The organism is Hahella sp. KA22, assembly GCF_004135205.1.
In the GTDB taxonomy this organism is placed as follows: Bacteria; Pseudomonadota; Gammaproteobacteria; order Pseudomonadales; family Oleiphilaceae; genus Hahella.
On sequence record NZ_CP035490.1, the window covers coordinates 6,836,320 to 6,851,968 of the forward strand.

Annotated in this window: 15 protein-coding genes; 11 read left to right on the top strand and 4 right to left on the bottom strand. The window is 54.8% G+C overall.

Annotated elements, in window-relative coordinates; genetic code table 11:
- Positions 1–17: 17 nt before the first annotated feature.
- Both EUZ85_RS30415 and EUZ85_RS30420 read right to left on the bottom strand, forming a co-directional pair.
- Positions 18–983 carry a homoserine kinase gene (locus tag EUZ85_RS30415; RefSeq protein WP_127973825.1) on the bottom strand — a complete coding sequence of 322 codons (966 nt, stop codon included), beginning with the start codon at positions 981–983 and terminating at the stop codon, positions 18–20.
- An 84-nt stretch (positions 984–1,067) separates the two neighbouring features.
- On the bottom strand, positions 1,068–1,346 hold the full coding sequence (locus EUZ85_RS30420; RefSeq protein WP_127973826.1) for a DUF2782 domain-containing protein: 279 nt from the start codon (positions 1,344–1,346) through the stop codon (positions 1,068–1,070).
- Between the two features lie 186 nt (positions 1,347–1,532).
- On the opposite strand from EUZ85_RS30420, the gene polA reads away from it, so the two are divergent.
- Positions 1,533–4,268, top strand: a complete 2,736-nt coding sequence (polA, locus tag EUZ85_RS30425; RefSeq protein ID WP_127973827.1) for a DNA polymerase I — start codon at positions 1,533–1,535, stop codon at positions 4,266–4,268.
- An 80-nt stretch (positions 4,269–4,348) separates the two neighbouring features.
- Here the strand turns inward: polA and EUZ85_RS30430 are convergent, their stop codons facing one another.
- Positions 4,349–5,476, bottom strand: a complete 1,128-nt coding sequence (locus EUZ85_RS30430) for a PilT/PilU family type 4a pilus ATPase (protein ID WP_127973828.1) — start codon at positions 5,474–5,476, stop codon at positions 4,349–4,351.
- 62 nt (positions 5,477–5,538) lie between these two features.
- A complete protein-coding gene (locus EUZ85_RS30435) occupies positions 5,539–6,573 on the bottom strand; it encodes a type IV pilus twitching motility protein PilT (RefSeq protein ID WP_011400052.1) in 1,035 nt (344 codons plus the stop codon).
- Positions 6,574–6,730: 157 nt separating this feature from the next.
- On the opposite strand from EUZ85_RS30435, the gene EUZ85_RS30440 reads away from it, so the two are divergent.
- The 10 genes from EUZ85_RS30440 to hemW all read left to right on the top strand — a co-directional run bounded on the left by EUZ85_RS30440 (position 6,731) and on the right by hemW (position 15,601).
- Positions 6,731–7,417: a YggS family pyridoxal phosphate-dependent enzyme gene (locus EUZ85_RS30440; protein ID WP_127973829.1), complete on the top strand. Its 687-nt coding sequence runs from the start codon at positions 6,731–6,733 to the stop codon at positions 7,415–7,417.
- Positions 7,418–7,519: 102 nt separating this feature from the next.
- Positions 7,520–8,350 (top strand): pyrroline-5-carboxylate reductase, encoded by an 831-nt coding sequence (gene proC, locus EUZ85_RS30445; RefSeq protein ID WP_127973830.1) that lies wholly within the window; start codon positions 7,520–7,522, stop codon positions 8,348–8,350.
- Positions 8,351–8,424: 74 nt separating this feature from the next.
- Positions 8,425–8,964 (top strand): YggT family protein, encoded by a 540-nt coding sequence (locus tag EUZ85_RS30450; RefSeq protein ID WP_127973831.1) that lies wholly within the window; start codon positions 8,425–8,427, stop codon positions 8,962–8,964.
- Positions 8,957–9,265 carry a DUF167 family protein gene (locus EUZ85_RS30455; protein WP_127973832.1) on the top strand — a complete coding sequence of 103 codons (309 nt, stop codon included), beginning with the start codon at positions 8,957–8,959 and terminating at the stop codon, positions 9,263–9,265. Before EUZ85_RS30450 ends, EUZ85_RS30455 begins: the two co-directional genes overlap by 8 nt.
- A gap of 185 nt (positions 9,266–9,450) precedes the next feature.
- Entirely contained in the window at positions 9,451–11,409 is a 1,959-nt protein-coding gene (locus EUZ85_RS30460; RefSeq protein WP_127973833.1) for a dynamin family protein, read from the top strand.
- A 173-nt stretch (positions 11,410–11,582) separates the two neighbouring features.
- Positions 11,583–12,740, top strand: coding sequence for a homoserine O-acetyltransferase (locus EUZ85_RS30465; RefSeq protein WP_127973834.1), 1,158 nt, complete (start codon positions 11,583–11,585; stop codon positions 12,738–12,740).
- Complete coding sequence (gene metW / locus EUZ85_RS30470; protein ID WP_127973835.1) at positions 12,730–13,323, top strand: methionine biosynthesis protein MetW; 594 nt, start codon at positions 12,730–12,732, stop codon at positions 13,321–13,323. The genes EUZ85_RS30465 and metW overlap by 11 nt, the downstream gene beginning before the upstream one ends.
- Positions 13,324–13,330: 7 nt before the next feature.
- Positions 13,331–13,798, top strand: a complete 468-nt coding sequence (locus tag EUZ85_RS30475) for a DUF4426 domain-containing protein (protein ID WP_241566901.1) — start codon at positions 13,331–13,333, stop codon at positions 13,796–13,798.
- Between the two features lie 44 nt (positions 13,799–13,842).
- Complete coding sequence (locus EUZ85_RS30480; RefSeq protein WP_127973836.1) at positions 13,843–14,442, top strand: XTP/dITP diphosphatase; 600 nt, start codon at positions 13,843–13,845, stop codon at positions 14,440–14,442.
- Positions 14,435–15,601 carry a radical SAM family heme chaperone HemW gene (gene hemW, locus EUZ85_RS30485; protein WP_127973837.1) on the top strand — a complete coding sequence of 389 codons (1,167 nt, stop codon included), beginning with the start codon at positions 14,435–14,437 and terminating at the stop codon, positions 15,599–15,601. The genes EUZ85_RS30480 and hemW overlap by 8 nt, the downstream gene beginning before the upstream one ends.
- The last annotated feature ends 48 nt before the right edge of the window (positions 15,602–15,649 follow it).

The following is a 15,649-nucleotide window of genomic DNA, read 5'->3' on the forward strand; positions in this document are numbered from 1 at the left end:
AGAGTTTCGATAGCCGCCTACAGGGCGGCTATTTTATGCGCGGACAGTAATTTAGCCTTCATCTCATCTGGGTTTTTCAGCGTATTCCCTCTTTCAGCCTCATGCTGATAGCCTTTGCCGTATTGACTGATCAGGCGGGAAATCCAGAACCGCAATGCACCAACCCGCAGCGCATCGCTCCATTGACTTTTTTCGAGATCACTCAAAGGGCGCTTGTTGTCGTAAGCTTCAACAAAAGCGCTCAACTTCTCCTGATCGTAATGCCCTTCCGCATCACAGCACCAATCATTACAAGCGACGGCGAGATCAAACAGCCAGCAATCGTGGCAAGCATGATAAAAGTCGATAACGCCGCTCACTTTGTCGCCATCGAACATGACGTTATCGACAAACAGATCGCCGTGAATCCAGCCGTTTGGACATTGCGCCCAAATATCCGCCTGTTGCTGGAAATGCTCAATTTCCGCATTCAACAACGCCAGTTCATCCGGCTTAATGTGAGAAGCCAGATCATCCCGATGAGACTGCATCCACCCCACTGTACGCACCACTTCACGACGACCGGGCGCAGACCGGGAGGCCAAATGCATAGCGCCAAGCAAATCGCCAGCAATGGCGCACTGATCAAGAGTGGGAGTATCCAGATGACCGCCGGCAATTCTAGGCGCCAGCACACACGGTTTGCCTTCTATATAGGCCAGGGATGAACCATCCAACATAGGATGGGGCGCCGGCGCGGGAAAGCCCTGCTGCGCCAGTCCTTGCATCAGATCAATGAAAACCGGGAGCTCTTCGGCGGTCACCATCTCAAAGATTGTCAGCACCCAGCGGGTTTCTTCACCGCCGCTTATTACGCTGACAAAGTAGTTGGTGTTTTCTATCCCCGCCGCAATACCTTGAAATTCCGTCACTTCAGGCGCATCGAAATAAGATTCCAGCAACGTCTGCAATTGCTCTGGAGACACTCTCGTAAAAACCGCCATTAACCCGCCTTATCACTACTTCTAAAACTTAATTTCAAACGCATTCGCGCCTGGACCGCCAAATAGATATCGCCTATCGAAAACTTACCATTCCAGAAGCTTCCAGCTCGGAACCAGTATCCGCGGCTTTTCCGATTGCACCCATTCGCCCGTATCGGAAGGCACCAGATAATATTCCGGCCCGATTTTGGGGACGACCTTGATCTGCACCAGTTCGCCGTTCACCCGATACTCGTAATGGGTTTCCTTTTCGCCATAACGAATCTGCACTTCCGGCTCCGCCGCAGAATCTTCCGCCAGCGTTGGGGCCGCCAAAGGAAGAATAATTAACGCGAGCAAAACTTTACGTATCCAAAAACTCATTGGTAACCTACACGCTGTTTTTTGGTAACCTACACATTTGTTTAGTCAGGCAGCGCCTGGGGCTAATTCGCCGGGTAGTCCCGGCAGCTCCGTCAGCCCTCTTCCGGGCCCATTTTCGGGGATTAGCCGATCCTGCGGGATACGCTTATTCCGAGCCCATACAACCATTTAAAACCAGTACCATCTATGAGTAAAGAAAACCGTTCAGCGCCTGTCGTCCTGGTAGACGGCTCCTCGTATCTGTTTCGCGCCTACCACGTTCCCAACCTGAAAGAGCTCAGAAACTCTAAAGGACAGCCTACTGGCGCCATCAGAGGCGTCATATCCATGCTTCGGAAGTTGCAAAAAGATTATCCGGCGAGCCAAGTGGTCGCCGTTTTCGACGCCAAGGGCAAGAACTTTCGCCACGAGATGTACCCCGATTACAAGGCCAACCGGCCCCCTATGCCCGAGGATCTCGCCTGCCAGATTGAGCCGTTGTACGACATTGTCCGCGCTATGGGGCTGCCTTTACTGATCATAGAAGGCGTAGAGGCCGACGATGTTATAGGCACGCTGGCCCATGAAGCAACTACAAAAGGGCTGGATGCGGTAATTTCCACGGGCGATAAAGATATGGCCCAGTTAGTGAGCCCTCACGTCACCCTCGTCAACACTATGACGGACACCACCATGGACAGAGAAGGGGTCGTTGAGAAGTTTGGCGTGCCGCCGGAATTGATCGTGGATTATCTGGCTCTTATTGGCGATACCGTAGACAACATCCCCGGAGTGAACAAATGCGGCCCCAAAACTGCGGTCAAATGGCTCGGTGAGTTCGGCTCACTGACGCATGTGATGGAGCGGGCGGATGAGGTAAAGGGCAAAATTGGCGAAAGTCTGCGCAGCAGCCTGGAACAGTTACCGCTGTCAAAAGACCTCGCCACCATCAAGACCGATGTCGAGTTGCCTTTCACATTGGAGGAGGTTTTCCCCAACCCCGTCGATACAGAAGCGCTGCGAACCTGGTTTACAGAGCTGGAATTCAGAACCTGGATCAAAGATCTGGACGCATCGCCCTCAGCACAGGCCGCCACACCCGAAACCAGCGCCTCCCCCGCGCAAAGTGTTGAGCAGGATTACCAGGTTGTGACAGAGCAGGATCAGTTTGACCACTGGATCAAAGCGCTGACTGACGCCAAAACATTCAGCTTCGACACAGAGACAACCAGCCTCAATTATATGGAGGCGGAAATCGTCGGCGTGTCCTTCGCGATCGAGCCTGGAAAAGCGGCTTACGTGCCCGTAGCGCATGACTACATGGGGGCGCCGGAACAGCTGGAGCGCGATAAAGTTCTGGCTGCGCTCAAGCCCCTGCTGGAGGACCCGGCATATCGTAAGATTGGTCAAAACCTGAAATACGACGCCCACGTACTGGCCAACCATGGCGTACAGCTCAACGGCATCGCTGAAGACACCATGCTGGAGTCCTATGTACTGAACTCCACCGCCAATCGTCATGATATGGATACCCTGGCCTCCAAACACCTGGGCCGGGACACCATTCACTTTGAAGATATCGCAGGCAAAGGGGCGAAACAGCTGACCTTCAATCAAATCAGCCTGGAGCAAGCCGGCCCTTACGCCGCTGAAGATGCGGACATCACCCTGCAATTGCATCACGCTCTGAACCCGAAACTAAAGAAAGAAGGACGTTTAGAGCAGGTTTATCGCGAAATCGAACTCCCGCTGATTCCTGTATTGATGCGGATGGAGCATCGCGGCGCCTTGGTGGACAGCCAGCGTTTGCGCACCCACAGTCAGGAATTGGCTGAGCGCATGCTGGAGCTGGAAGAAGAAGCTTATGAAAAAGCCGGTCAGAAATTCAATCTCGGATCGCCCAAGCAGTTGCAGGAGATTTTCTACGAGAAGCTCGGCTTCGACATCATCAAGAAAACGCCGAAGGGTCAACCTTCCACCGCCGAGCCGGTGTTACAGGAGCTGGCGGAGAAGTATGAGCTGCCTCGCGTCATTCTGGAGTATCGCGGGCTCTCCAAGCTGAAGTCGACCTACACTGACAAGCTGCCGGAAATGATCAATCCGCGTACTGGCCGGGTGCACACGTCCTATCAGCAGGCAGTGGCCGCCACCGGACGCTTGTCGTCGAGCGACCCCAATCTGCAGAACATCCCCGTGCGCAATGAGCAGGGACGTCGCATCCGACAAGCCTTTATCGCCCCCAAAGGCTGCAAGCTGATCTCCGCCGACTACTCGCAGATTGAGCTGCGCATCATGGCTCACCTGTCAGGGGACGAAGGGCTTTTAAAAGCCTTCTCCGAGGGTCTGGACGTGCATCAGGCGACAGCGGCGGAAGTCTTCAACGTTGCGTTCGACGAGGTCAGCTCAGAGCAACGTCGCAAAGCCAAAGCCATCAACTTTGGCCTGATTTACGGCATGTCCGCCTTCGGTCTGGCCCGCCAGATCCACGTTGAGCGTGGTGAGGCCCAGAGCTATATCGACAAATACTTCGAGCGTTATCCGGGCGTGTTGAATTACATGAACCGCATTCGCGCGGAAGCTCAGGATACTGGCTACGTCGAGACCTTGTTCGGACGTCGCCTGTATTTGTCGGACATTCGCTCCGGCAATCGCAATCTGCAACAGGCGGCGGAGCGCACTGCTATCAACGCCCCCATGCAGGGTACGGCTGCGGACATCATCAAACGCGCCATGTTGGCGGTGGACGCCTGGTTGGAAGGTAAGGACGCGCCGCCGGCGAAGATGATCATGCAGGTGCATGATGAGTTGATCCTGGAAGTAGAGGAAAGCGCCGTCGAATCAGTTAAGGAAAAGCTAACGCAGATTATGTCTTCCGCCGCGGAATTGAATGTGCCGCTACTGGTGGAAGCCGGCGCCGGCAATAACTGGGATGAAGCGCACTAACACTGCCTGAAACGCAAAACGGCGGGGCCTTTGAGGACCCCGCCGTTTTTCTACCCGCTGCAAAAAGCGATATTCAGCGATTAATAATCCTGGTCGTCGCTCAATGACAGACTGCTGGCTGCGCCTTGCAGCTTGGAAATATTGCTGTCTGCGCCCAGTTTGATCATCAGACGCAGGTCGTTCGCGGAGTCCGCATGAGACAACGCGTCTTCGTAGGTGATCTCTCCCGCAGCGTAAGCGCGGTATAGCGCCTGATCGAAAGTCTGCATGCCCAGTTCCGACGACTTGGTCATCAGCTCTTTCAACTTGTGCACTTCCCCTTTACGGATCAAGTCAGCGGCCAGCGGCGAGTTGATGAGGATCTCAACAATCGCCCGACGCCCTTTGCCGTCAGGAGTCGGCACCAATTGCTGCGCCACAATGGCCTTCAGGTTCAAGGACAAGTCCATCCACACCTGGTTATGTTGCTCAGGCGGGAAAAAGTTGATGATCCGGTCCAGCGCCTGGTTGGCGTTGTTGGCGTGCAAGGTCGCCAAACACAAGTGACCGGTTTCCGCGAAGGTCACCGCGTATTCCATAGTGTCGGCCGAGCGCACCTCCCCGATCATGATGACGTCGGGAGCCTGCCGCAACGTGTTCTTCAGGGCCACTTCGAACGAATCCGTATCCAGCCCTACTTCCCGTTGCGTAATGATGCAACCGTGGTGCTGATGGATATATTCGATAGGGTCCTCGATGGAAATGATGTGCCCTTTGCTGTTGCGATTCCGGTGGCCAATCATCGCAGCCAGCGACGTAGACTTACCCGTGCCGGTGGCGCCGACGAAGATAATCAGGCCCCGCTTGGTCATCGACAGCGACTTGATAACCTCCGGCAGATGCAGGTCGTCCAGCTTAGGGATATTGGTCTCAATTCGACGCAACACCATCCCGCACAGATTGCGCTGGTAAAAGGCGCTGACCCGGAAACGGCCGATGCCGCGGGCGCTGATTGCAAAGTTGCACTCATGCGCGACTTCAAAATCCGCACGCTGCTTTTCCGACATAATGGAAAACACGGTTTCCCGCGTCTGCTCGGGAGACAGCGGCGACTTGGTGATTGGCACCATACGGCCGTGAACTTTGATGCTGGGCGGCACCCCAGCTGTGATAAAGAGGTCCGAAGCCCCCTTTTCCACCATGATTTTTAACAGCTTGTCGAAATCCATCACAACACCCCAATGGTAATAACGCTACAGCGACCGGCATACACCGGGATAAGGTCGCGGCGTCAGAAATTCTCCGGCATTTTGGCTTTTTCGCGCGCGGCTTCGCGGCTGATCAGCCCTTTAGAAATCAAATTGTGCAGACACTGGTCAAGGGTCTGCATACCCAACGCGGCGCCGGTCTGGATAGACGAGTACATCTGGGCGACTTTGTCTTCGCGTATCAGGTTACGAATCGCCGGCGTACCGATCATGATTTCATGGGCCGCCACACGACCGCCGCCGACCTTCTTCAGAAGGGTCTGCGAGACGACCGCCTGCAACGATTCGGAGAGCATTGATCTTACCATGGCTTTTTCTTCCGCGGGAAACACGTCGACCACCCGGTCAATGGTTTTCGCGGCGGAGGTGGTGTGCAGGGTGCCGAATACCAAGTGTCCGGTTTCCGCAGCAGTCAGCGCCAGACGGATGGTTTCCAAGTCCCGCATCTCACCAACCAGGATAATATCCGGGTCTTCCCGCAGGGCTGAACGCAGCGCTTCACTGAACCCTAACGTATCACGGTGCACTTCGCGCTGGTTCACCAGACACTTCTTACTTTCGTGCACGAACTCGATAGGGTCTTCGATAGTGAGAATGTGGTCGTAACGGGTGTCGTTGATAAAGTCGATCATCGCCGCCAGCGTCGTACTCTTACCGGAACCGGTCGGTCCTGTGACCAGACAGAGTCCGCGAGGCTTCAGAGCGATATCCTTGAACACCTGCCCCATACCCAAGTCTTCCATCGTCAGCACTTTGGAGGGGATGGTCCGGAATACAGCCCCTGCGCCGCGGTTCTGGTTGAAGGCGTTAACCCGGAAACGGGCGACCCCGGGAACTTCGAACGAGAAATCCGTTTCCAGAAATTCTTCGAAATCCTTACGCTGTTTATCGTTCATGATATCGTAAATCAGCGCGTGTACTTCTTTATGCTCCATCGCGGGCAGGTTAATTCGCCTGACATCCCCGTCGACGCGTATCATGGGAGGCAACCCGGCAGATAGGTGTAAGTCGGAAGCGCCCTGCTTAGCAGAGAACGCAAGCAACTCGGTAATGTCCATTAGGAATCCCCGCTTTGAACCTTATAATGACATGCAGCCTTCCGGCGGCCCTCAAACAGCGCCACCTCCCCACGACGACGGAAGGAACTGAATTTTGTCGGCGGGTTGGTTACAATCTGCGCGTTTCGACGCAGCCTAAGCTATTGATAGAAATAATATGTTCAGCATAGCAGACAACATCAAAACAGTAAGCCAAAGAATACAAAATGCAACAAAATCCGCGGCCCGGCCGGCGGATTCCGTGACGTTGCTCGCAGTCAGCAAAACCAAGCCGGCCGATGTCGTTCGGGCCGCGTATGACGCGGGACTGAGAGATTTCGGCGAAAATTACCTGCAGGAAGCCCAGGATAAAATCGCCCAGTTAAGCGACCTCTCCATCACTTGGCATTTCATCGGCCCATTGCAGTCCAATAAGACCCGCCTGGTGGCGGAGTTATTCCAATGGGTGCATACCGTGGACCGGGAGAAAATCGCCCGCCGTCTGTCAGAACAGCGCCCAGAAGGGACGCCCCCGCTAAACGTCTGTATTCAGGTCAACATTAATGACGAAAGCAGCAAGTCGGGCGTATCGCCAGATGAGGTCGCCTCTCTGGCGGACACTATCAGCGCTCTGCCCGGCCTGCGCCTGAGAGGCCTGATGTGTATTCCTGACCCGACTCAGGATGAAGAAGCGCTGGCCGCCACCTTCAAGGAGTTGAGTCGCCATTTTGCTGCGCTGCAAAGCCGCTTCGATAGTGTAGACACTCTATCTATGGGGATGTCCGATGACATGGAGGCGGCCATAGCCGCCGGCTCCACCATCGTTCGCATCGGCTCCGCCATCTTTGGCGCCAGAAACTACTAAAATGCAGCGAAATCAGCGGATTTTATCCGCCTGCACTTTAAATCCGCCATCACAAACATTATTAAGACAGTTGGCGATAGTCGTATCCGCAAAGAGAACACTATGAAAGAACACCCACAGCTTACCTTCATCGGCGCCGGCAATATGGCCCGAGCGATACTTGGAGGCCTGATAGCCAATGGCTACCCGGCGAACCGACTGGCCGCGACCGCGCCTGCCGAGCATGAGTTAAAAGAAGCCGCAGACGCGTTCGGCATCGCGACCAGCACGGACAACCAGCAATTCATGGCGGACTGCGACGCGCTGATCCTGTGCGTAAAGCCACAGGTCATGCAGGTGGTCTGCGAGGGATTGGCGAAGGCCGTACAACAGCGTCGCCCTCTCATCGTCAGCATCGCCGCAGGCGTTTCCTGCGAGCAAATTGAAACCTGGTTGGGAGGTGACCTGCCAGTAGTGCGCTGCATGCCAAATACGCCGGCCCAGGTGCACCTGGGCGCCAGCGGGCTGTACGCCAATCCCCGCGTCAGCGACGCCCAGCGGGAGATTGCAGACAACCTGTTCAGCGCAGTCGGCATTGTCGCCTGGACGTCGAAACAAGAGGACATACACACCGTCACGGCTTTATCCGGAAGCGGTCCTGCTTACTGCTTCATGTTTATGGAAGCGATGGAAGAGGCTGCCGCCTCGCTGGGTCTGGACCCGACCAGCGCCCGAACATTGGCGATTCAAACCATGCGCGGCGCCGCCGAGCTGGCGACGCGTAGTGATGAGTCCCCCGCGCAACTGAAAAAGCGCGTCATGTCTCCCGGCGGCACGACGGAACAAGCGATCAAAAGCTTTGAGGAGCAGGATATGAAAGCGATGGTGAAAACCGCTATCCGCAAAGCTTGGGAGAGATCCTATGAATTAAGTGGAGAGCGCGCACCGGAATAATCTTCTTGACGGTCGTGAGTGAATTGTTTTTTCTTGCAGGCGGCTAGAGCAACTTCCAGACGGACATAAAGCCTATGTTACAAATTTTGTTAGAAGTCACATATTACATCGGGATGTTCTACATAAGCGTGGTGCTGATGCGGTTTATCCTCCAGGTTTCCCGGGCGGATTTCTACAACCCGATCAGCCAGTTCGTGGTCAAGGCCACCAACCCGTTGCTGTTGCCGCTCAGAAAAGTCATTCCTGGCTGGAAAGGCCTGGATTTCGCCTCACTGGTGCTGGCGCTACTGCTTTCAATCATCCTGATTATCGTCGTCCACTTGATTCCCTTGTCTCTCATCGTCGCCAAGCTGGGACTCATTGTGACGAGCGCCGTACTGATGATGATTAAAAGCGTCATTAACATCTATCAGTTCGCCATCTTTATCATGGTCATTATCAGCTGGGTGTCTCCGGGCAGCTATCACCCAGGCGCACAGCTCGTCCATCAGATTACCGAGCCGTTGATGCGTCCCGTGCGCAAAATCATGCCGCCAATTGGCGGACTGGACCTGTCGCCCATGGTCGTATTACTGCTGCTGTTCGTGATTAGCCGGGCGCTGTCCATTGCCTGATCCGGCCACACCGCGCTGCGTCAGCCTGCAGGATGAGCAAACGCTCATTCTGCATTGTCATTTACAGCCGGGAGCCAAAAAAGATGAGATCGTCGGCATTCATGGCGACGCACTGAAAATCAAAATAAGCGCTCCGCCTATAGAGGGTCGCGCCAATCAGCAGCTTGTCCGTTTTCTCGCCAAACTCTGCGGCGTCAAGCAACAAGATGTGCAAATTCTCGCCGGTGAAAGCAGCCGTCAAAAGCGCATTCGCGTGCAAAACTTGACGGACGTCCCAAAGCTACTAAAACCCTACATATGACAACAAACCGTTACATGACGGTTTGATGTCCTTTTCGCAATATAAACGCTTGATTTTCCAAAGCTACCCGATACAAAATCGAACCTGAACAAATTTTCATCATTCGCAGTCGCCAACACGGACACAGCAGCGCCAACGGAATCCCATATAATGGCAACCTTAGGGTCAGAGCGAGAAACAACAATATGAGCAGTGGACTAAGTTATCACGTCGAAGCCTATCACCAGTGGAAGAACACCCTGATCCGGGAGATCGCCCATTATCAAAGCTGGCTGCGCACCAATCAGCTGAACTCCGACGATCTGGAGCTGAAACTGCAGCGCTGCGCTCAGCTACTGCATGAGGACAACCTCACTATCGCTTTCGTCGGCGAGTTCTCCCGTGGCAAGACCGAACTGATCAACGCTCTGTTTTTCGCCGAGTATGGTCAGCGCATGCTGCCTTCTCAGGCCGGGCGCACCACCATGTGTCCTACCGAGCTGTTCTATGATCGCGACGGAGGCTCTTACCTCAAGCTGCTGCCCATAGAGACCCGTAGCGAAGAAAAGTCCCTGGCGGATTACAAGCGCAGCCAGGAGCACTGGGTTTATTACCCTCTGGACATGACTACGCCGGAATCCATGCGCGAGTCGCTGGACCAAGTGGCGCGCACGCGTACAGTCAGTTTTGAAGAAGCCCGCCGTTTGGGCTTTGAGCTAGGCTCACTGGAACGCGACCCCAGCCGCCCAGGCATGGCGATCATTCCAGCATGGCGCCATGCGCTGATCAGCTTGGAAAACCCCATGCTGCAGCAGGGGCTGCGCATATTGGACACCCCTGGGCTCAACGCCTTGGGCTCCGAACCAGAACTGACCGTCAGCATGATTCCTAACGCCCACGCCGTCATCTTTATGCTCGGCGCGGACACTGGCGTTACCGCCAGCGATATGGAGATCTGGACCAACCACATCTTCACCGAACACTCCGATCACCGCGCCGGTCGTTTTGCGGTGCTCAACAAGATCGACGTACTCTGGGACGATATTCAGGGCGAGGAACACACCAACAAGGCTATCGCCAAGGTGCAGTCTAAAACCGCCGACCAACTGGGCCTTAAGCCGGAAGAAGTGCTGCTGCTCTCCGCCAAACAGGCGCTGGTCGGACGCATCAAGGGCGATGAGCAGAAGCTGCGCAGCAGCCGCCTCGACGACTTGGAGGCGCTGCTTACCGACCGCATTCTGGGCCAGAAAGAACGGCTAATCACCCACAATGTGGTGAACGACGTGCTGGGTATGCTGCAGACCAGCCAGGCCATTTTGCAATCCCGTTACTCCACCTATCAGGAGAAGCTGGAAGAGTACGAAAGCAAAGGCGTCAGCGCGGATTTCCTGCGCGAACTGACTGACAAAACTCAGGACGACTACAACTTTTATTACAAAAAGCTGTTTACGCTGCGCTCCAGTCGTCGCCTGATGAAGTCGCAGGCAATGATTCTGAATAATCTGGTGAATCTGGAGCATTTCGAATCCCACGCCAAAAAGACGCGTGATGAGCTGATCAACAGCTGGACGACGATTGGCATGGGCCGCGCCATGGCGGGCTTCTTCCATGCAATCGAAAACGACATCAGCAACCTCAACCATGAAGCCAGGCTGGCTCAGAAAATGGTGGGCTCTATCTATCAGCGCTACGCCAATGATGCGCGCTCAAGCCATCTACGCCCCGCGCCATTTACCATTACCAAGCAAATCCGGGAGCTGGAAGGGTTGAAGATGCGCGCGGATAAATTCCGCCGCAATCCGCGTACTCTGGTTTCCGAGCAGACGGTGGTGGTGAAGCGTTTCTTTACGGTTATCGTCAGCGAAGCTCGACGCCTGTATGAAGAAATTCACAAGGAATCGGACCGTTGGCCTCAAGAGGCGCTATTGCCGATATTGCAGCACACCATTGAGCAAAAGCAATTGCTGGAGCACCAGATTCGTCGTCTGAAAGACTTGGCGAAAACCGCCAAAGACACCCGCAGCCAGGTGAAGCGCATTGTGAGCATGATGGAGGAAATCAATCAGGAGATTCAGGAAGCGGAACAGATACAGCGCAAGCTGCGTCGCCCCGCTCCACAAATGCTCACGCAGAAGGTGGTCAGCCTTCCCGGCATGCAACGCTGATACGCCCCATCATCCGCCGCGTGAGTCCAGCTCGCGCGGCGCATCTTACTCCGCCTGCTGTCTCCCGTTTTCTTATTCTCCCTCGCCATCCTGGGTTGGTTATTGCTATCCGCTGGATTGATTAATAGACTGCGCCACTTAGCATGTGTTTTTGAAAGGAATAGTACGCACTAATGCCAGAGGTCATCCCACCTGACTCTGTCGGGATCGTCACGCCGCAAGTCGCTCAATTCGATATTCCTCTCACCCTGGAATGCGGCAAGCAGTTGAACAGCTTTCAACTGATGTACGAAACCTACGGGGAGTTGAACGCAGACCGCTCCAACGCGGTGCTGATCTGTCACGCCCTCAGCGGCCATCATCACGCTGCGGGTTATCATTCCATGGAAGACAGCAAGCCAGGCTGGTGGGATTCCTGTATAGGCCCCGGCAAACCCATAGATACGAATAAGTTCTTTGTCATCAGTCTGAACAACCTGGGCGGCTGCGCAGGCTCCACTGGCCCGGCGTCAATTAATCCGGAAACCGGCAACGCCTACGGTCCTGACTTCCCGGTCGTCACCGTACAGGACTGGGTTCGCAGCCAGGCCATGCTCGCTGATCGCCTCAATATTCCACACTGGGCGGCGGTGATCGGCGGCAGTTTAGGCGGCATGCAAGCGCTGCAATGGTCCATCGAATACCCCGAGCGCGTTCATAACGCCGCGGTAATCGCCTCCACGCCACGTTTGTCCGCACAGAACATCGCATTCAATGAAGTGGCCAGAAAGGCCATTACATCTGACCCGAACTTCCATGAAGGCCGCTATGGCGAGCACACCACCTATCCAGATAAAGGCTTGATGCTGGCGCGAATGGTTGGGCACATCACCTATCTTTCCAACGCTTCCATGGGTGAGAAGTTCGGCCGCGACCTGCGCGCCCAAACACTGAAGTTCGGCTTGCTGGACGTACAGTTTGAAGTAGAAAGCTATCTGCACTACCAGGGCGAACGCTTTTCCAAGAACTTCGACGCCAACACCTATCTGCTCATGACCCGCGCCCTGGACTATTTTGACCCGGCGCGGGCGCACGATGGCGACCTCAGCAAGGCCCTGGAGCCAGCCAAATGCAAATATCTGGTGGTGTCCTTCACCACCGACTGGCGCTTCCCTCCTGATCGTTCAGAAGAATTGGTCAACGCGATGGTGGAAGCCAAGAAGTCCGTCAGCTACGCAGAGGTGGACTCCCCTCATGGCCATGACGCATTTTTGATACCGACCCAACGCTATATGGATGTTTTCTATGGCTTTATGGGTCGCGTGGCGAAGGAGATCTCCCATGCGCGCTGATCTATCCATTATCAAAGACTGGGTCCAGCCCGGCACCGAAGTGCTCGACCTTGGTTGCGGCGACGGAACGCTTTTGGACTATCTGCAAACCCATAAGCAAGTGCGCGGCTATGGTCTGGAAATCAGCAGTGAGAATATCACGGAGTGCCTGCGCAAAGGCGTCAACGTCATTGAACAGGACCTGGACAGTAAAGGCCTGAGCAACTTCAAGGACAAAAGTTTCGACATGGTGGTGATGACTCAGGCGCTACAGGCGGTCAGACAGCCGGATGTGCTGTTGGATGAAATGCTGCGCCTGGCCAAGGAATGCATCATCACCTTCCCCAATTTCGGCTACTGGCGACTGCGCTACTATCTGGCCCGCAAAGGCCAGATGCCGGTATCCAGGACCTTACCCTATACTTGGTACAACACGCCCAACATCCACTTGTGCACATTCAAGGATTTTGAGGAGCTGTGCTACCAAAAGAACATCCATATTCTGCACAGGACCGTAGTGGACGACGAGCATCGGACCAACTGGCTGAATCAGCTTTGGCCAAACTTATTGGGACAGATCGCTATCTACCACGTTACACGGTGAGGCTCGTATGAAAACATTCGCAAAACTCTTTCGCTCTATTTACAGCTGCGCTTTCGTTTTAATTTTACTGGCGTTGGCCAGTCGCTCGGCTCTGGCTGAGCAAAAAGAAGTTTTCGGCGATTATGAAATACACTATATCGCTCTTCCCACCACCATCTTAGACCCTGACGTGGCGACCCGTTATGAGCTGCCTCGCAGTAAGTCCACCGGCTTTGTGAATATTTCCGTGCTGAAAAAGCAGGAAGATGGCTCCCTGCGCGCCGTCTCCGCGTTTATCCGCGGCAAGGTGAACAACCCCGTGCAGCAAAGCAGAGACCTGGAGTTCCGCCGGATCAATGAAGGCGAAGCGCTCTATCAAATCGCTGAATTCTGGTACAGCCAGGGAGAAGTATTGACCTTCCAGTTGGAAATTCAGGCTGATCCCAATCAGGGGCCCTTTTCTCTGCGCTTTAATCAAGAACTGTTCCCGGAATAATTCCCGGGAACAGTTATCCGACGCACCTAGACTTATCTTAAATCATGCAAAAGATCGTACTAGCCAGCAATAACGCCGGCAAAATCAAAGAGCTGAACCGATTGCTCGGCGCCCTCGACATCACTGTCGTCTCTCAGAAAGAACTGAACATTCCCTCTATTGAGGAAACCGGACAGACTTTCATCGAAAACGCCATTCTTAAAGCCCGTCATGCGGCGGCCGTCTCCGGCCTGCCGGCTCTGGCGGACGATTCCGGCCTGGAAGTGGACGCCTTACAAGGCGCGCCAGGCATCTATTCCGCACGCTTTGCGGGCGAAAGCGCCTCGGATCAGGATAATAACGCCAAGCTGCTGCAGTTGCTGGCGAATACGCCTACTGGCGCCAGAACCGCGCGCTTTCACTGCGTACTCGCCTTTATGCGTCACGAATCCGACCCAGTCCCGATTATTTGTCACGGCGCCTGGGAGGGCTCTATTGCAGAGCAGGCGAGCGGCGGCGGCGGATTCGGCTACGACCCACTGTTCTGGCTGTCTGACCGACAGTGCACTTCTGCGGAATTAACACCGGAGCAGAAAAACGCCCTCAGCCATCGCGGCCAGGCGATGGCGCAACTGGTTGCGGAGTTGACTCGCCTGTATGGCTGATATTTTGACGCCGGGGCTGCATACGCCGCCCCTGGCGCTTTACGTTCACATCCCCTGGTGCGTGCGTAAATGCCCATATTGCGACTTTAATTCTCACACCGCCCGATCAGAGCTGCCTGAACGGGAATATCTACAGGCGCTCTTAAGCGATCTGGATACAGAAATCTTCCGTCTGGAACAGACCAGCGGGAAAAGAACACTTGGCTCCATTTTCTTTGGCGGCGGCACCCCAAGCCTGCTCTCCCCCGACATTATCGCGTCGATTATTGATGGCGCGCGCCGGCGACTGGGCTTCCATGACGACATTGAGATCACGCTGGAAGCCAATCCAGGAACTGTCGACGAGGCTAAGTTTAAAGACCTGTTTCAAGGCGGCGTTAATCGCCTGTCTCTGGGCGTACAGAGCTTCCAGCCTGAGTTACTGACGACGCTTGGCCGCATACATAACGGCGAGGACGCCATCCGCGCCGTGCACAAAGCCCGCCAGGCGGGATTCGATAACTTTAATCTGGATCTGATGCACGGACTACCGGGACAATCCCTTCAGCATGCAATGGAGGACCTGGACACAGCGATTAGCCTGAGCCCCACACATCTGTCCTGGTATCAACTGACCATTGAACCGAATACCGAGTTTTACCGCCATCCGCCCCAATTACCGGAGGACGATACCCTCTGGGAAATCCATGAGAACGGCTGCGAACGTTTAGCTCAAGCTGGTTATAACCAGTATGAAATTTCCGCCTTCGCCCAAACAGGAAAAGAGTCCAGACACAATCTCAATTACTGGCGTTTTGGCGACTACCTGGCCATTGGCGCCGGCGCTCACGGCAAACTGACAGGAACTTCCGGGGATGTTATCCGCTATTGGAAAACCCGCTTGCCGCAGCATTATCTCAGCCGCATCGACAACTATACGGCGGGGGAAGAGATAACGCCGGCCCATGAGGCTGGCGTGGACTTTCTGATGAATGCGCTAAGATTACGGGAAGGCGTGGAGGAAGAACTCCTGCTGCGACGCACTGGCGTTGGCGTCTCTCTATTGGAGCCGCAACTGAGCGAAGCGCGACAAAAAGGCTGGCTGCAGGCTGACAGACTACAGTGCACAGAATTAGGCTATCGCCACTTAAACGCTGTTTTAACTCATTTTATGGACTAGCCCAACTCGACAGCTTTGTTTTACACTGGACACTCCCCGGATAATACA